The sequence below is a fragment of the Borreliella valaisiana VS116 genome (assembly GCF_000170955.2).
Classification (GTDB): domain Bacteria; phylum Spirochaetota; class Spirochaetia; order Borreliales; family Borreliaceae; genus Borreliella; species Borreliella valaisiana.
The window spans coordinates 252,611-270,734 of the sequence record NZ_ABCY02000001.1 but is presented as its reverse complement, the minus strand read 5'-3'; the positions used below and the strand labels follow the sequence as shown (position 1 = coordinate 270,734).

Annotated in this window: 12 protein-coding genes and 1 tRNA gene; 3 read left to right on the top strand and 10 right to left on the bottom strand. The window is 27.7% G+C overall.

Annotation, left to right across the window (positions count from 1 at the left end; translation table 11 throughout):
* Positions 1-795, top strand: a complete 795-nt coding sequence (locus tag BVAVS116_RS01280; protein ID WP_006068279.1) for an undecaprenyl-diphosphate phosphatase — start codon at positions 1-3, stop codon at positions 793-795.
* Positions 796-798: 3 nt separating this feature from the next.
* On the top strand, positions 799-3,150 hold the full coding sequence (locus BVAVS116_RS01275) for a DNA translocase FtsK (RefSeq protein WP_006068320.1): 2,352 nt from the start codon (positions 799-801) through the stop codon (positions 3,148-3,150).
* Positions 3,151-3,194: 44 nt separating this feature from the next.
* Here the strand turns inward: BVAVS116_RS01275 and rpsU are convergent, their stop codons facing one another.
* Genes rpsU through recJ form a run of 3 tightly spaced genes read right to left on the bottom strand, consistent with a single transcriptional unit; the run spans position 3,195 to position 6,482 of the window.
* Positions 3,195-3,404 carry a 30S ribosomal protein S21 gene (gene rpsU / locus BVAVS116_RS01270; protein ID WP_002656880.1) on the bottom strand — a complete coding sequence of 70 codons (210 nt, stop codon included), beginning with the start codon at positions 3,402-3,404 and terminating at the stop codon, positions 3,195-3,197.
* Positions 3,405-3,418: 14 nt separating this feature from the next.
* Positions 3,419-4,363: a M23 family metallopeptidase gene (locus BVAVS116_RS01265; RefSeq protein WP_006068428.1), complete on the bottom strand. Its 945-nt coding sequence runs from the start codon at positions 4,361-4,363 to the stop codon at positions 3,419-3,421.
* On the bottom strand, positions 4,356-6,482 hold the full coding sequence (recJ, locus tag BVAVS116_RS01260) for a single-stranded-DNA-specific exonuclease RecJ (RefSeq protein ID WP_006068754.1): 2,127 nt from the start codon (positions 6,480-6,482) through the stop codon (positions 4,356-4,358). The genes BVAVS116_RS01265 and recJ overlap by 8 nt, the downstream gene beginning before the upstream one ends.
* 282 nt (positions 6,483-6,764) lie before the next feature.
* Between recJ and lon the strand changes: the two genes are divergently transcribed.
* Positions 6,765-9,185, top strand: a complete 2,421-nt coding sequence (gene lon / locus BVAVS116_RS01255) for an endopeptidase La (protein WP_006068495.1) — start codon at positions 6,765-6,767, stop codon at positions 9,183-9,185.
* Here lon and BVAVS116_RS01250 read toward each other — a convergent pair.
* The 7 genes from BVAVS116_RS01250 to rdgB form a co-directional block, all read right to left on the bottom strand.
* Positions 9,174-11,477, bottom strand: a complete 2,304-nt coding sequence (locus BVAVS116_RS01250; RefSeq protein ID WP_006068524.1) for an efflux RND transporter permease subunit — start codon at positions 11,475-11,477, stop codon at positions 9,174-9,176. The genes lon and BVAVS116_RS01250 overlap by 12 nt on opposite strands.
* Positions 11,478-11,490: 13 nt before the next feature.
* Positions 11,491-14,013, bottom strand: a complete 2,523-nt coding sequence (gene leuS / locus BVAVS116_RS01245; protein ID WP_006068380.1) for a leucine--tRNA ligase — start codon at positions 14,011-14,013, stop codon at positions 11,491-11,493.
* A 101-nt stretch (positions 14,014-14,114) separates the two neighbouring features.
* Positions 14,115-14,198 (bottom strand) — tRNA-Leu (locus BVAVS116_RS01240).
* 20 nt (positions 14,199-14,218) lie between these two features.
* Positions 14,219-14,833: a DedA family protein gene (locus BVAVS116_RS01235; RefSeq protein WP_095456317.1), complete on the bottom strand. Its 615-nt coding sequence runs from the start codon at positions 14,831-14,833 to the stop codon at positions 14,219-14,221.
* Positions 14,830-15,534, bottom strand: a complete 705-nt coding sequence (pcsA, locus tag BVAVS116_RS01230; RefSeq protein WP_006068618.1) for a phosphatidylcholine synthase — start codon at positions 15,532-15,534, stop codon at positions 14,830-14,832. Before pcsA ends, BVAVS116_RS01235 begins: the two co-directional genes overlap by 4 nt.
* 13 nt (positions 15,535-15,547) lie before the next feature.
* Positions 15,548-17,320 carry an oligoendopeptidase F gene (pepF, locus tag BVAVS116_RS01225; protein WP_006068953.1) on the bottom strand — a complete coding sequence of 591 codons (1,773 nt, stop codon included), beginning with the start codon at positions 17,318-17,320 and terminating at the stop codon, positions 15,548-15,550.
* Between the two features lie 119 nt (positions 17,321-17,439).
* A complete protein-coding gene (gene rdgB / locus BVAVS116_RS01220; RefSeq protein WP_006068700.1) occupies positions 17,440-18,045 on the bottom strand; it encodes an RdgB/HAM1 family non-canonical purine NTP pyrophosphatase in 606 nt (201 codons plus the stop codon).
* Positions 18,046-18,124 lie beyond the last annotated feature (79 nt).

The window sequence follows — 18,124 nt, the reverse complement described above, 5'->3', positions numbered from 1 at the left end:
ATGACAAATATTTTAAGTGCAATTATTTTGGGGATTGTTCAAGGTATTACAGAGTTTTTGCCAATATCTAGTTCAGGACATTTGTTGCTTTTTGGTCATTTTATGCATTTAAAGCTTCCAATAATATTTGATATTTATTTACACCTTGCAACAGTTTTAGTGATTATTATTTATTATCGTCAAAGAATTTTAGAGCTTTTTTTAACTTTTATTAGATTTTCTTTAAGAAAAACTAGTAAATCTGATTTAACAAATTTAAAATTAATGTTGCTAATATTAATAATAACTATTGTTACCGGAATTGTTGGAATTTTTATTTCAAAATACGAGAGAATGTTTACATTGCCTTTTGTTTTAATTAATTTTATTATAACGGGGATTTTAATCTTGATGCTAGAATTTAATTTTTTTAAAATTAATTTTAAAGGTAATATTTTGTTAGTAGGAATTTTTATGGGGCTTATGCAAGGCTTAGGCGCGCTTCCGGGAATCTCTCGTTCAGGGATTACAATTTTTTCTGCGACGGTTCTTGGATTTAATAGAAAAAGTGCATTTGAAATTTCATTTTTGTCTTTAATCCCAATAGTTTTTGGAGCAATTTTATTAAAATATAAAGAATTTTATGATGTTTTTATGGTTTTAAATTTTTTTGAAATAAACTTAGGAGGATTGGTTGCTTTTGTTGTTGGCATTTTTTCAATAAATTTCTTTTTTAAAATGCTTAATAACAAAAAACTATATTATTTCTCAATATATTTATTTGCACTTTCAATTACAGTTTGTTATTTTTTATAGAATATGAAAGATTTTTATCAGTATTTTCAATTTTTGTTTTTTTTTATGCTTTCGGTCATTTCTTTTTCTCTTTTTGTAGCATTGACCCCTTTAAGCAATATGTTTATATTTTTTGTTTTCAACCTAATAGGGCAAATACTGCTTAATGTTTTTTCATTTTTGTCATTTTATTTAATAATTTATCCACTTGTTAATTGGTATGCTTACAAAAAGCATATTTTTACTAAACGATTTATATTTAATTGGAATTATACCGTAATATTGTTTTTTACTTTAATATTTTTAATAAAAATTAATTCTAATGTTGAAAAATCTTATCTTATTAAGATATTCCTTAGTAATTTTGGCATAATATTGGGAAATTTTTTTATTTTTATTCTTTTAATTTTAGAATTTGTTGTTTGGATGTATTTGAATTATGTCTTTTTCAAAGATGTTAATTTTATTTTAGATGCTTTTAAATTTTTAGAGTTTAAGATTAAAATTTTGTTTGAAAATATATTAAGTTATTTCCCCTTTTCAAATTCATTGGATGTAAAAAAAGATATTAAAGTTTATGGAGATTTTTCAGAGGATTTAAAAAATTCTCAAGTTTTTGATGAGAAACAAAATATTATTAATGATGAGGAATATCAAGCTTTATGGTCATTTAGTGCGTTTTTAAGGAGCAACAAAAAGCCTTCTAATGTTAATTTAGCCAAAACTGTTTTTGAAGGCTCAGATTCCAGAGAAGAAAGCTCTTTAAATAAGGAGACTTCAAATGATAATGCTTTAAATACAGATGAAATTGATGAATTTTGTGAATATAAATATTTGGACAATCTTGAAGATAATAAGTTAATTATTAGTGGAAAGGTTAAGGCTGGTGAGATAAGGACCAAAGGCATAATTAGTCAAGTTGCTATTCCTCATGTTTATAACGAAAATGTAGTTTTGAATAAAAAAGACGATTCTTACGTTATTGATATTTCAGTTTTTGACCAGAAAGAGGTTAAAAATGATGTAGAGGATATTGAATATGAGAAAGAAATTCAAAAGCAATCAATGATTCTCCAGGAGACATTAAAAGAGTTTAATATTAATGCTAAATTAATTGATATTATTAAAGGGCCTGTTGTGACAATGTATGCTGTTCGTCCGGATAAGGGAATTAAGCTTTCTAAGATTACTTCTATTTCTGATAATATTGCCTTAAGACTTGCAGCCATTAGGGTTAGGATTATTGCTCCAATTCCTGGCAGAGAAGCTGTAGGAATTGAAATTCCTAATAAAAGACGAGAGTTTATTTTAATTTCAGAAATAATAGACAGTAAAGAATTTAGGGGTGATTTTAGAATTCCTTTTGCTCTTGGAAAAGAGATTAGTGGCGAAAATATTGTTTTTGACCTTGTTAATTCTCCACATTTATTAATAGCTGGTGCAACTGGAGCAGGTAAATCGGTTTGTGTAAATTCTTTAATTGCTTCAATTATTTTTTCAAAATCACCAGATGAAGTGAAATTAATTATGATAGATCCCAAAATAGTTGAGCTTAAACTTTTCAATGATATTCCCCATTTATTAACTCCAGTTATTACAGATGTAAAGAGAGCTTTAGAAGCTCTTAGATGGTGTCTTGATGAAATGGAGAGAAGATATGTGCTCCTTGATAATTTATTGGTAAGAGATATTTCTTCTTACAATAAAAAGGTAAAAGATGAGAATTTGAATTTAATGGTTTTGCCATATCTTGTAATAATTATTGATGAATTTGCAGATCTTATTCTTTCTGCAAGAAAAGATTTGGAAAATTTAATTTCTAGACTTGCTGCAATGGCTAGAGCTGTGGGGATTCATTTGGTTCTTGCAACTCAAAGACCTTCAGTTGACGTTATTACGGGAGTAATAAAAGCCAATTTCCCCTCAAGGATTTCTTTTATGGTAGCAAGCTCTATGGATTCTAGAATAATTCTTGGATCTTCTGGCGCTGAAAAGCTTTTAGGAAAGGGGGATATGCTTTATATTAGCTCTTTAAATCCTTTCCCTCAAAGAATTCAGGGTGGATTTTTAAAGGAAAGAGAAGTTTACAGACTTGTTGAAGAGGTCAAAAAATTTGGTTCTCCAAATTATATTGATGATGAAATATTTATTGATAGTGCAAAAGAACCAGATTTAGTTGCTCTTGGTCCTTCTGATGAGCCAATGTTTGATGAAGCTCTTGAGATTGTTAAAACTACAAGAAAAGCATCGGCATCTTATTTACAAAGAAGGTTAAAGATAGGTTACAACAGAGCAGCTCGAATTATTGAAATTATGGAAGATATGGGATATGTAGGACCTGTTAATGGATCAAAACCAAGAGAGGTATTAATTTAAAATAAAGAGATATCCGTTTGAACATCTCTTGTTATCTACTCATTCTATCTATTAGTTTTTTGTTTTAATTTTCTAACTTTTTTTGCTTGTTTTCTTTTAAAAGCTTTTTCCTTTTTAACACGGATTGTGGATGGTTTTTCATAGTATTCTCTTCTTTTCCATTCGCGAATAATTGCTTCTTTTTCAATCATTCTTTTAAAACGTTTCAATGCTTTTTCAAGATTTTCATTTTTGTCCACAGTGACTGTTACCAAAAAATCACCTCCTTTTACTCTATTCTTTTAATATTATTTATTATTTTATTTTTGTCAATAAGCATGCCATTTAAAAGGAAATCTGGATTTATTGCTATGCCATTAATTCTTACTTCAAAGTGTAAATGAGGACCTGTTGAGAGGCCCGTATTTCCGGTATGTCCAATGTATTCGCCAGCACTAACTATTTTATTTTCACCTATTTCTAATTTTGAGAGGTGAAGGTAAATTGTAAATACACCCGGTAAATGTTGTATTATAAGGGTATTGCCCGTTAGTTCTCTATTTCGTGCAAATACAATTTTTCCTTTGCCAGCAGCAAAAATTGGAGTATTTTCTCTTTTAAATGGGGCATAATCAATTCCGTTGTGCATTGTATAATTTGAAATTTTTTTATTACCATACATGTAAAGCCTTAAATCTCCATAGTGACTTGTTATAACGTATTGATCTTTTATTGGTTTGACTAACGCATCATAGTGGTATATTGTTGTATCTCCAATATTACCAATAATATTCCATAAAGTCAAAGCTTGTTCTTTTTGTTTTGTTGATTTTTTTTGGGTAATAAGCTTAGCTTTTTCTTTATTAAAACTAATTTTTGTTTTTTTGAAGTTGAATTTTTTTATTTCTATTTCTTTGATATAGCTTTTATTTTTGAATTCTATTTGAATTTTTCTTTTGCCTTCTTTTATCATTGGTGTAATTCCCATAAATGCTATGTAGTAAATTTTATTTCCTACTGTAAATTTAAATGGGGAAGAGCTTATGATTGGATTTTTATTTGTGCTTAAAAGTGATAACTTTTTAAAGTTTTCATTGCTTGCAAAGTATATGTAATCTCCTTGAAATGCCTCTTTTTTATATTGGACCTTAGGAATAGTATTTGTTATTTCTGAATTTATATTTTCTATTGCTAGAATGTAAAATATAAGTAAGGTTTTTTGTATTTTATACATTGGTTTGAGCACTCTTTTTTATGTCTATGATTTTCAAAATTTTTTCTCTTGGGGAATAAAAATCTTCGTTAACTGTAAAAATGATGTCTAAATATTGATCTTCTTTTATATTTAATTCTTCTATTTTTTTTGTTCCGTTAAAAAAAATAGCTTTATAGTAATCGTTTTGTGATTTAATGCGCATATTTATATGTTTTGAGCTATGATTTTTGTCAATTATTTTGAGTTCTTGAAGGTAAGCATTTTCCATCATTAATATTGGCTCTCTAAATTCATATCCATAAGGTTCAAATATTTCTATTGTTTTAAAAAGAGAATCTTTTGTTAAATCTTTTGGAAGAATAGCATCTATTGATATTGATTCGTTTTCATTAGTAGTTTCATATTCAACTTTTGTAGTTGCATATTCTAATTCTTTAATAAAGTTTTCGAGTAAATTTTCATGCAATGTAAACCCAGCGGCAGCTTTATGTCCTCCTGAATTTATTATTAAATGAGAAGGCACTATTGATATTAGTGCTTTTGAATTAATTTTATTGTTTGACCTAATTGATCCTTTAATAATATTATCTTGCTTTGTTAGAAAAATAGCAACTTTTTGGTAGTAGGAAGAAAGTCTAGTTGCAATTCTGGAACTTATTCCTTTTGGGGTATTTTTATCATAGCAGACTATAAATTTATCGTTTTTTAAAATAGTATTTTTACTATGTGAATTCCAAGCTTTTTCTTCTTTATATTTTCTCAGTTCGTTGATTTTTTTTATTTCTTTAAATTTATTTTCTATTTGATTAATGTCGTTAGTTAGTAAAAAATTTATTGCAATATCTGCTTTTTCAAGCCTTCCTGTTGAGTTTAGTATTGGTGCAATTTTATATGCAATGTCCGTTGCGGTTATATTGGGTTTTGTTAATATGTTTGCATCTTTTAATAGATAATTAATAGGCATTCTTTCTCTTAGTGCAATTTCTTTAAGCCCCACTTTTAGGATTATTCTGTTTTCATTAATAATAGGCATATTGTCTGCTATTGTTCCTATTGCAACAAAGCTAAGTCTTTTTAAACATTTTTGAATTAAATTTTTATTAATTTCAAAAATTAAATTGTAAAATATGTAGTAAAGCTTGTCTTTGATCTCAATTTTTTTATATTTAAAGTACTTAGTTGCTTGAATTAAGTCTTTTAATGTTTTTTTTCTAAAATTTGGGTATTTTTTTATGAAATTTTCACTGATATCAATTGTGTTCATATTTATGCTTCTTTTGAAGTGTTTATTTAGTAATTGACCTTGATCTTCTTTGTTAAAGATTACTATATATTTGTTTTGTACAAATTTTTCCAGTTTGTTTAAGTTGATTAAAGAGTCATTCTTATTATTTAATCTTAGATATTGTTTTAAAGTATAGTTGTTTATTTCTACTGCATGAAGAATAATTTCACTGTCTGTTTTTTCTAAAAATAAAAATACAAGGTTTTTAGAATAAAGATCTGTGAAGGACATGCTAAGAGCAAGACAAGTTTTAAAACTTACGCAACATCCCGCTATTTCTTTGAATGGATATTTGTCATCTTTTAGATGAGGATTTATAACTATGCTTTCAGTTTGAAAATCTTCGCTTGGAAGGTGGTGGTCTGTGATTATTATTTCTATTCCTTTTGAATTTGCATAGTTTATTTCTTCAATACTAGAGATACCATTATCAACAGTTATTATTAAAGAGATTTTTTTTTCTAAAGCCATGTTAATTAATTCGTTTGAAAGTCCATAAAATTCTCCATTTGAAGGTATTTTATAGCTAACATTAAGTCCAAAATCTTTAAGAGTTTCATACATTATTATTGTTGCTGTGATTCCATCAGCATCTTTATCTCCAAAGATTAATATGTTTTCATTCTCTTTAATTGCTTTATTAATTCTGTTTATAAATTTATCTATATTTTTTAATAAAAATGGGTTGTGCAGTAAATTTACGCTGTCTTCGAGGAAAAACATGAAATCTTCTTCTTTGATTTCTCGATTTATAAGCAAAGTTGCTTCAAAATGATTGATATTATATTGTTTAACAATGCGAGATAATTCTTCAGGTTGTATATTAATTACTTTTTGTTTCCAAATTTTCATTTACTTCTCTAGAATTTATTTTTTTAATCGATTTTTTAAGGATTCTTCTTTACTAATTTCACCATAGATTAATTATTAATTTTAATTAGTAGTCATTGTGTTTTTATTATTGAATGGTGAAGCTTTAGTAGATTGTAATTTTTACCACAATATAAATTTAGGGTTATAATTTTAACTGTGCAAATTCTCATTTTATTATTTTATAATAAAAAAAAATATTATTAAATGAATTTCCATAAAATATTTGTTTTGTTATAATTAACTTAGGAGATTTCAAATTTTATGGATGAATTTAAAAAAGCTAAGGTGGGAGATAAAAAGAAAGAAAAAGCTGTAGCTGGGATTTTGCCTCATTCTAATAAACCCGCAAGAGTTCCTTTAATAGCGGTTCCTTCCCATCCAGTTTTCCCCGGGATGTTTATTCCAATTGTTATAATCTCTGATTCTGACATGAAAGCAATTGATTACGCTATGAAAGGGAATGGAATCATTGCTTTGTTTGTTTTAAATGATAAATTTTTAGGAAAAAACAATAATAATGCTCAACAGAAATTAATTATTGATTATAGTAAAGATATTTATTCTGTTGGAGTTACTGGAAAGATAATAAAGAAAATTAATCTTCCAGATGGTGGTTACAATATATTTGTTTCAACTTTTGATAGGATTAAATTTATTAAAGTTGTTCTTAATGATAAGTTTCCCATAATTGAAATTGATTATTTAAAACAAATTCCAGTTAGAAAAGATGATATTCAATCAAAAGCAATTTACAGTAGTATTTTGCTTAGAACCAAAGAGATATTTTCACATAGAAAAATGCCGGAAGTTCAATTAAATATGGTTAATATTGAAGATAAGGGTAAATTATGTGATATTGTGGCCAGTACTATTTCATCTTCAAAAAATGATCATCAAATAGTTCTTGAAACTTTGAATGTAAAAGATAGGCTTAAAAAAGTTTTAGAGCTAATTTATGAAGAGCTTAATTTAATTGAAATTCAAAATAAAATTGCTAAGGGCATTCAAGAGAGATTAGAGAAACAACAAAAAGAGTTTTTTTTAAAAGAACAGCTTAAAGCTATTAAAGCTGAACTTGGTATAGGTGATAAAAAAAACAGCGATTTAGAAAAACTTAAAACTAAATTAAGGGCTTTAGATTTGAAAGGAGAGTCTTTAGAGGTCGTTGAAAAAGAGTTGGAAAAATTTTCACTTCTTGAGACAAGTTCGGCTGAATATATTGTTATTAGAAATTATCTTGAACTTATTACTGAGCTTCCTTGGCGAAATTTGAAAATTAATTTTGATAAATTAGATTTGCAAAAATCTAAAAAAATTTTAGACAAAACTCATTACGGTATGACGGAAGTTAAGGATAGAATTATTGAATATATTTCTGTTCTTAAATTAAGAAAGACTCAAAAAGGGGCTATTATTCTTTTAGTAGGGCCTCCTGGCGTGGGGAAAACTTCTATTGGGGCAGCTATTGCAAAAGTTTTGCGCACTAAGTTTTTTAGATTTTCTGTTGGTGGAATGCGCGATGAATCAGAGATTAAAGGGCACAGAAGAACTTATGTTGGGGCTCTGCCTGGCAAAATTATTCAAGGCTTAAGAATTACTAAGACAAATTCTCCTGTTTTTTTAATTGATGAGGTGGATAAAATTTCTGCTTCAAATTATGGGGATCCTTTTTCAGTTCTTCTTGAAGTTTTAGACCCCGAGCAGAATGTTAAATTTAGAGATCATTATCTTGACCTTCCTTTTGATATTTCGAATGTATTTTTTATTTTAACTGCTAATTCTGTTGAAACAATACCAAGACCTTTGTTAAATAGAATGGAGGTTATTGAAGTTTCTGGATATGTTGATAACGAAAAAATAGAGATTGCAAGAAAGTATTTAATTCCTAAAGTTTTAAGTGAAAACGGAGTTGATAAAGATTCTTTAAAATTTCAAAGTTCAGCTCTTGTTCAAATTGCGCAAGAGTATGCAAGAGATAATGGGGTAAGAAATTTTGAAAAATATTTAAACAAAATTGTACGAAAGGTTGCAAGAAAGCTTATTGAGAATACTGAGGTCAAATCCTATCAAATTTCTAATGATAATCTAGAAGAATATGTTGGTGTACCTGTTTTTAGAAAGGAAAGCATGCCTAATGCTATGTATTCTGGGATGGTAATGGGTCTTGCTTGGACAAATTATGGAGGTTCGACCTTAATAATTGAGACTGTAAAGACAGAGTCCAAGGTAGGTGGAATTAAATTGACAGGTAGGCTTGGAGACGTAATGAAGGAATCTGCTAATATTGCCTATACTTATGTTAATAGTATTAAAGGAGATCTAAGTATTAGCAAATCCTTTTTTGAAAAAAATATTATTCATTTACATATTCCAGAAGGAGCTACTCCAAAAGATGGGCCTTCTGCAGGAATTACAATAGCTAGTGCTTTTATTTCTCTTGCTCTTAATAAGGTTGTTAGGCCCCATTTGGCTATGACAGGAGAACTTTCTCTTACTGGGAATGTAATGATGATAGGGGGCCTTAGAGAAAAAATAATTGCAGCAAAGCGTAGTGGTGTAGAACACATTATTGTTCCCCGGGCAAATAAAGTGGACTTAGAAGAGATTCCTATTAACATTAAGAATGGTATTAATTTTTATCTTGTGGATAATATGCGCGAGGTCATTAAATTATTGTTTTAATTTTTTAAAATTGTTGTTTGTGGCTAGTTTAACTCTAGGTTTAAATAAATGAATTAATAATGGAAGAAGAGTTAGCGATGCAAGAGATGTTGTTAGCATTGTAAAAGCAATTATTGCACCAAGGGTTGATATTATTTTATAGGCCGAAAATGTTAGTGTTAAAAATCCTATTCCAACAGAAATGGAATTTGCAAATATTCCATTAAATACACTTGGTATTGATTCAAGAAGTGCAGTTTTATAGATTTGATTTTTTCGGTATTTCAAAATAAATGTGTTGAAAAAATGGATTGAATAATCTACTCCTACTCCCATGCTTACAGATGCAATTGTTGCTGTTGCGGGGTTTAAGGTTATCCCAAATAATCTCATTACAGCAAAATTTAAAAACACTGACCACGCCACTGGGATTGCAATAATTATTCCGGTTTTTATAGATTTAAAGAAAAACATAAGTAATAGTGTTATTGATCCAAGAGTTGTTATAATGTTTACAATCTGCTCTCTTACCATTGTTTTAGCTATTAATACCTTATCATATACTCCTGAGAAATGATATTTACTATTTTCCATATGTTCATTAATTGTTTTAATAGCATATTTTTCAAATTTTTTTATTCCTTCGGTTGAATTGTCTTCAATTCTTACTATAATAGATATTAATGACCAATCATCATTAATATACATTTTTTTATTGTCTTTAGTCCAATCGCTTCTATCTATTAAATTTATTAGTTTGTTTAGTATAGTTTTGTTTTCAGGTAGTTTGTACTCTAGTGGGGATTCTTTTTTAATTTTAAAATTTGTAAATTTTAAAATTCCATTAATAGAGCTGGATTGAGTTTTTGAGGAAAATGCATCAAGCTTATCTGTAATTAAATCTAAGGTTTGCATTGCTTTAGCATTTTTAAATTCACCAGGTTTACCTTCAAGTTCTATTTTGAAAATTGATATTCCCCCCATTTCTTTTTGCATTAGATTTAATGTTTTTTTTACATTTGTAGTTTCTTTAAAGTAATCTTTTTCATCAAAATTGATTTCGATCTTTAAAAGACCCGCAATAGAAATTCCTAGTATGATGAGGACTATTATGGAGGATGTATATTTTCTTTTTAATATAGACTTTGTTATTTGTGTATTTAGTTTGGCAAGTCTTTCAAGGAAAAATATTTTATGTAGTTTATTTTCTCTTTGTTTTTCAAGAGACTTTTTTTTTGCAAATGGGATTAATGTTATTATTCCAGGTAAAACGGTTAATGAGATTGTCATTGATATAATTACCCCAATTGACATGAAAATACCCATTGTTTTGTAAGCATTAATTGAAGAGGTTGTAAGAGATAAGAATCCAAATGCAGTTGTAAGAGATGTTAGCAGAATAGGTGTTTTAAGTTTTTTAATTGTTGTTTTTATTGATTCTGTTGAGAGTTGTTCTTTTTTTATTAATTTAAATATTCCATTTATTATGTGTACAGCATTAGCGCATCCGATTGAAATAAGTAAAACAATCATTGAAGTTTCGGGTACCGTAATGGGGGATTGTACAAGTCCTTTAATTCCAAAAGTCCAAATTAATGATAATAAGGCAATAAAAATAGGAATTAATGCACCAATTAGATTTTTTATAATAAGATAAAGTGAAATTATTACTACAAAAGTAGCAAGTGGGCCTAAGATCTTGAAGTCTTCAACCATGTAGTTTAATATTTTTTCTCTTACTATTAAATCTCCTGTAAGATACAACTTTAGGTCGTTTGTTTCATGTTTTTTAATTGTTTTCTCCATTTCATCCAGTTCGGTTTTTAAATTTCTACTGAAATTGATTTTATCACTTTCTGATGGGATTATTATGAAGTATATTAAATTTTCTGAGTTGCCTAAGAATGTGTTTTTTACAAATGGAGTTGACTTTATTTTATTTTTTATTTCTTCTATATCTTTATCTGTGTAGGTTTCTTTTTTAAATTGCGGAAAATAAGAAAATATGCTTGTAACGGCATTCGGAGATACTTTTAAAATTTTGGTTATTTCATTGATTACACTGTTTATTATTTCAAAATTTTTTTTATTGAAAATATTTTTTTTATCTTGAAATATTACTATTGTAGATAAAAGTGAATTGCTTTTGTCAATGTCTATTAAGCTTTCAGTTTCTTTAGTCTTGGGAATAAGTTTTAAGATGTTTGCATCGAATTTAAGATTTTTTAAAAAAAATCCTAAAAAAATAGTAATTAATATAAATATTGTAAATATAATTCCTTTATATTTAATGCTTAGACTTTCAAAGTCCATATTATGCCTCTTTTTATTTTGTCACTATGTTGACAAGCTTGTTTTTAATTACAATTATTTTTACTATTTTTTTATTAAATAAGCTTGGTTTTATTTTGCTATTTTTCATTGCTATTTCTTTTAGTTCTTCTTCATCTATCTCTTTGTTTAGTAAAATTTTGTCTTTTATTTTTCCATTTATTTGTAAGACAATTTCTTTTGTTTCTTTAATAATAAGGTTTTCATCAAATTTTGGCCATTTTGAATTTTTGAATAAACTAGGGGGTTCTCCAATGTATTCCCATAGCTCTTCTGCTAAATGGGGTGCATATGGGGATAAAATAATGATAAATGGTTTGAATATATTTAAATAATTTTTTTCATACTTTAGAATCTCATTTATAAATATCATCATGGCAGAGATTGCTGTGTTAAAATTTAGTTTTTCTGTGTCTTCTGTGACTTTTTTTATTACTTTATGTAGTTGAGATATTATTTCCTTTGGAGGATTGTCTTTTGATAGTTCTTTTTCTTTTAAGCTCCAAATTTTGTTTAAAAATCTAAAAACACCAATAATTCCTTTAGTGTTCCAAGGTTTAGAATCTGTTAGTGGTCCCATAAACATTTCATAAATCCTTATTGAGTCTGCTCCAAATTCCTTAATAATGGTGTCTGGGTTTATTACGTTCTTTAAAGATTTTGACATTTTGGCAATTACTTGGGTTACTTCTTTATTATCTTTTTTGTCAAAAAATTTATTGTCTTTTTCTATAACTTGGTCATTGGGTATTAAACTCCCATTTTCTTTTTGATAAGAAAATGCTGTTATTATGCCTTGATTTATTAGTTTTTTAAAAGGTTCTTTGGTATTTACATATCCTAGATCATAAAGGACCTTATGCCAAAACCTTGAATAAAGTAGATGTAATACTGTATGCTCGGCTCCACCTATGTATAGGTCAACCGGCATCCAATATTCAATTTTTTTTTTACTTGCAAATTCTTTTGGGTTTTTTGGGTCTAGGTATCTTAAATAATACCAACAAGAGCCTGCCCATTGAGGCATCGTGTTTGTTTCTCTTGTAAAATCCGTATCTTTTACTTTTACCCAATCTTTAATCCTTGATAAAGGAGATTCTCCTGTTACAGAAGGCTCATAGTTTGCGGTTTTTGGAAGCTTTAAGGGAAGATCGTTTTCTTCTAAAGGTATTGTATTTCCAAGCTTATCAAACAAAATGGGTATAGGCTCTCCCCAATATCTTTGTCTTGAAAAAATCCAATCTCTAAGCTTATAGGTAACTTTTTCTTTTCCTTTGTTGTTTTTAGTAAGCCATTCGATTACTTTATCTTTTACTTCAGAATTTTTAAGATTATTAAATTCACTAGGAGAATTTATTGAAATTCCATCATCAATAAATGCTTTTTCTAATATTTCATTTTCCCCTGATTTTGATATTACAGGTAAAATTTTTAATTTATACTTTTTAGCAAATTGAAAGTCTCTCTCATCATGCGCCGGAACACCCATTACAGCCCCACTGCCATAAGTTCCTAGTACGTAGCTTCCAACCCAAATTGGAATTCTTTCGTTTGTTATTGGGTGAAATGCATAAGATCCTGTAAAAACTCCCGATTTATCTTTTTCAAGAGAGGTCCTTTTAAGATCACTTTTGAGTTCTTCGTGCTTTACATATTTTAGGACATTTTTTTTAAAGTTATTTTTTGTTATTTTTTCTATTAGTTTATTTTCTGGTGCTATTACTAGATATGTGATACCAAATATTGTGTCTGGTCTTGTTGTAAAGACTTTGATTTTTTCATTGTAACCTTCAATTTCAAAATCGATTTCAATTCCTGTTGATTTGCCAATCCAATTTCGCTGCATTTCTTTTACAGATTCAGGCCATTCTAATTCTTCAAGGTCGTTTAACAATCTTTCAGCATACTTTGTAATTTTTAAAACCCATTGTCTTAAATATTTTTTTTCTACGTTGTGAAATCCTCTCTCAGATTTTGGTCCATTTGGAGTTTGAATAATCTCTTCATTTGCTAATACTGTTCCAAGTTCAGGACAATACCATACAGGCATTTCTTTTGCATAAGCTAGACCCTTTTTATATAATTGCAAAAAAATCCACTGTGTCCATTTATAGTAATTCTCGTCATGTGTTCTAATTTCTCGGTCCCAATCATAGGCAAATCCCAAAGCTTTTATTTGTCTTTTAAATTTATTAATATTTTCTTCCGTACTTTTTTGAGGATGAGTTCCTGTTTGTATTGCATAATTTTCAGCAGGAAGTCCAAAACTATCAAATCCTATTGGGTGAAGTACATGAAATCCATTCAAAAGCTTATATCTTCCAAATATGTCGGTAGCTGTGTATCCTTCTGGATGGCCAACATGGAGTCCGTTGGCAGAAGGATAGGGGAACATGTCGAGTATGTATAATCTTTTTTCTTTGGGTATGCTTGGATCTTCGTCTACTTTGTATGTTTTGTTATTATCCCAAAACTCTTGCCATTTTTTTTCAATTTTTATGAATTCGTATTTAGACATTTGGCCTCTTGAAAACTAATCTACAAAATAATTTATTTTCTATTACACTTTTAGATCACATTTTTGTTAATTTTAATTTAATAAGCTACTAACAATTTTTATGCTGTGAACTGGACTTGAACCAGCATGGGCTTACGCCCACTAGCCCCTCAAGCTAGCGTGTCTACCACTTCCACCACCACAGCATTATTAACCATTATATTTTTTATTTTAAATTTTTGTCAACTTTTTTATTTTTTTTAATTACGCAGATTATTATTGTTGTTGTAATTACGGTAATAAATATTGTAAATATAATTATTTTTATTTTTGAAAATATTATTTCAAATGATTGTCCTAGTTTAAAGCTTAGAGTAAAGTAAACTATTATTGAGAGTAAGGTTGCAAAAAAGTCAGAAACAATAAATAGATTGGATTTCATATTTCCCATTCCTGCTGATATAAATATTGCGTTTCTAACCCCAAAGGGTATAAACCTTCCTATAAATAAAGTCAATACCCCGTATTGACCGTAATAATAATTTATTTTGTCAAGCAAGTTATTGACTTTTTTATTTTTAAACAATTTATTTCCCATTAATTTTCCAATGTAAAAAGATATTATGTCCCCAAGATAGGCTCCCCAAAAAATTCCTAAAAATATTAATATAGTGTATTCATTTTTTCGACTAGATAAAATTCCGCCCATTAATACTATTGCATCTTCGGAAATGGGAACATTAAGCCCTGCTAAAATTAACAAAGAAAAAAATACTATTGGGGAATAAGCTATGTTTGAATCAATAGATTCTATTATTTTGTTTATATACATTGTTGTCATCTATTTCTTGTTGTATAGGTTAAATATATGCTTGCTAAAGTTAAATATGTAAAGTAAAGTATAAGAACTGTTTTTGCTATTTTTAACGCTGTTGTGGATAATTCTAAAAATATTGATACAATAAATATTAGACAACTTATTATTGTTATTGGTAGAGTAATTTTCCGTAATTCTTTAGTTTTTGACGGGTAAATAAATTTCATTGGGATAAAGCTTGTAATAATGCATATTGATATCATAATAAGATTTGTTGTTTGCTCTATTTTAAAGATTATGTTTAATATTACAAATACATTCCATAGAGAAGGAAATCCTCTAAAGTAGTCATCATTTGTTTTTGCATCTGTTCTTGAGAATTGGTATGCTGATGAGAGTAAGATTCCAATGCAAATGGCGACTTTATATTTTTCCTCAATGAATTCTCCTAAATAAAAAAATATAACGGGTATGAATGTGTAGTTTATGTAGTCTGTAATGTTATCAAGCAGAGTTCCATCAATTTTAGGTATTAATTCTTTTACCCTAAGCTTTCTTGCCATAGTTCCATCAATTCCATCTATTATAAGTCCTATTATTGTTAACTTTAAAAGAAGAGAATAGTTGCCATTTATAATTGAAATTATTGAGTAAAGTCCTACAATCAATCCAGATGCTGTAAAAATATGCACAAGCCAAGCTAAAATCAAATTGATATTTTTCACAGTAAATCTCCTTTTATTGGAATATTTTCTTTATCTCTTCGAGTCTACATTTGAAAATATTAATAGTGTTTTCTATTGTTTCTTTTTTTGTTAAATCTACTCCGGTAATATTTAAGGAATCTAATGGATATTTAGAACCACCTGTTTTTAAAAATTTTATATAATTTGCTACTGCATTTTTTTTATTTTCTTTAATATCTTTGTATATTGATAGCGCGGCTGCAATGCCTGTAGCATATTGATACACATAAAAGGGTGAATAAAAGTGAGGAATTCTAAGGCATTCAAGCGAACTTAATTCATTAAATTTTAGACTAGGTCCAAAGTATTTTTTTAGCAAATTCATATAAGTTTCTGTTAGCGTTTCTTTTACTATAGGTTCTTCTTTGCTAATCATTTCATGAATAATGTACTCAAATTCGGCAAACATTGTTTGTCGGAAGAATGTTGAAATCATATCGTCAATTTGTGTGAGTTTTATATATTTTATTTTGTTAGTATCGGTTTCATTTTTAAGTAAATATTCTGCTAATATTTGTTCGTTGATTATTGATGCTATTTCTGCTTCAAAAATAGAATAGTTGTAGTGTGGAAATGGGTTGTTTTTTATGCTAAAGTAAGAGTGCATTGAATGTCCTGCTTCGTGTGCAAGTGTAAACATGTCTCTTATTGATTCGTCTTTGTAATTAAGAAGTATATAAGGTTTTCCATTGTATGATCCAGCGCTAAAAGCTCCCGATCTTTTTCCAGTATTCTCGTATTTATCAACCCATCTTTCTTTTAAAAGACCGTTTCTTAAAATTTCTGTATATTCATTTCCCAATATCTCTAAAGATTTTAATATTTTTTCACAAGCTTCTTCGAACGAATTTTTAAATGTTATTCCTTTTGTTAATGGGACATAAACATCATAGTGATATAAATTTTCTTGGTTTAAAACTTTTTTTCTAAATTCATAATAATCATTAAGCGCAGATAAATTTTCATTGACAGTTTCGATTAAATTTGTATAAACCTTTTTGTCAATATTATTTGAAAAGAGTTGCATTGAAAAAGTATTTTGAAATTTTCTTGTCTTTGCAATGAAGTGATTCTTCTTAAGGTCTGAAATAATAAGATTAGCAAGTGTATTTTCATTGTTTTTGTATTTTTGATAAAATTTTAAAAAAGCTTCTTTTCGTATTTTTTGGTCTTCGTTTTGTAAAAATAGTGTGTAGGTAGAATTGGTTAAAGGATGTCCATTAATTTCTCCGAATTCCATATCAGCATTTGTTAATGCTGAAAATATATTTTGATAAGATGAGTAAAGAGGGGTGTAGTTAGCAAGTATTTCTTCTTCTTGTTCGCTTAAAATATGGTTTTTTTCTCTTAATATTTTTTCAATTGCAATTTTTTTCTCCTCAAGCTCTGGTTCATTTATCCAATCTTGAATTTTTTTTGCATCTGTTTTTAGTATTTTGGGCATGAAGAATGAGGTAGTATTAGATACTTTTGTAGTTAAATTGACGCATATAGAATATATTTTATTTGAATCCTTGTTTGTTACATCTGTTTCTAATTTAAGCATTGCATAGTAAGAGACTTTCTCTAAATCTTCCATAATTTCATAGTATTTATTTAAAATTTCTTTAAACAAATCAAAATTTAATTCCAATTTTTCATATTTGTTAAATTCTTTGGTTTTGATTTCAATAGCATTTATTGCTTCTGCATATTCTTCTTCATTTGCAAATAGAAAAGATAAATCCCATTTATCATTCTCATTGATTTCATTTCTATTTATCACTAAAATCTCCTCTTCCTTTTTTCATTGTTTGGAAAGAAATAGTACATTGAAATTTTATAAACATTATGCTTTTTATTTTACAATAAAGTCTAAACTTTATATATAAAAAGATTTTAAGTTTAACTATTGAATAAAGATTCTAATAAAAATTTTTTAAATTTTAGAAATGCTATTCCTCGATGGGATATTTTGTTTTTTTCTTCAAGTTTTAGATCGCTAAGCTTTTTATTATTTTTGGTTAAAAATATTGAGTCATAACCAAAGCCATAGTTTTTATTGTCATTTAAGCTTAATGCAATTTTTCCCTTAAGAATTCCTTCAAAATTTGATATTTGTCTATTTTTTGATATATAACTTATGTTGCATATAAAATATGCATTTCTGTTTTTTTCATTTTTCATTAAGTCTAAAATAAATTGATTTTTTTCATTAGTGCTTAATTTTTTACTTAGCTTATAAATGTCATATCTTTTGGAGTAAATCCCAGGTTCCAAGTTTAGTGCTTCGATGCACAATCCAGAGTCTTCTCCAAAAACATTTTGATTTTTATTTAAAATTTCAAACAGTGCTTTTGCTTTAAGTAAAGAGTTTTCTTTAAATGTTTTTCCTGTTTCTTTTATGTTAAAATTTTGAGGGACTATTAAATTTAAATTAGGTATATTTAATATATTTTTTACTTCATTTATTTTATTTTCATTTGTTGTTGCAAAAAATAGTGTTTTCATTTATATAATAATAAAGTATTTGTGAGTTTAATTGTATAATTATATTGGCTTTAAGTATTATTTTCTTTAATTATGTGTA

What these genes read in the sequence shown, in the direction of transcription:
- BVAVS116_RS01235 (WP_095456317.1), bottom strand. Translation starts at nt 14,833, where the DNA reads ATGACAACAATGTATATAAACAAAATAATAGAATCTATTGATTCAAAC.
- leuS (WP_006068380.1), bottom strand. Translation starts at nt 14,013, where the DNA reads ATGTCTAAATACGAATTCATAAAAATTGAAAAAAAATGGCAAGAGTTT.
- rdgB (WP_006068700.1), bottom strand. Translation starts at nt 18,045, where the DNA reads ATGAAAACACTATTTTTTGCAACAACAAATGAAAATAAAATAAATGAA.
- BVAVS116_RS01280 (WP_006068279.1), top strand. Translation starts at nt 1, where the DNA reads ATGACAAATATTTTAAGTGCAATTATTTTGGGGATTGTTCAAGGTATT.
- recJ (WP_006068754.1), bottom strand. Translation starts at nt 6,482, where the DNA reads ATGAAAATTTGGAAACAAAAAGTAATTAATATACAACCTGAAGAATTA.
- BVAVS116_RS01275 (WP_006068320.1), top strand. Translation starts at nt 799, where the DNA reads ATGAAAGATTTTTATCAGTATTTTCAATTTTTGTTTTTTTTTATGCTT.
- BVAVS116_RS01250 (WP_006068524.1), bottom strand. Translation starts at nt 11,477, where the DNA reads ATGGACTTTGAAAGTCTAAGCATTAAATATAAAGGAATTATATTTACA.
- BVAVS116_RS01265 (WP_006068428.1), bottom strand. Translation starts at nt 4,363, where the DNA reads ATGTATAAAATACAAAAAACCTTACTTATATTTTACATTCTAGCAATA.
- lon (WP_006068495.1), top strand. Translation starts at nt 6,765, where the DNA reads ATGGATGAATTTAAAAAAGCTAAGGTGGGAGATAAAAAGAAAGAAAAA.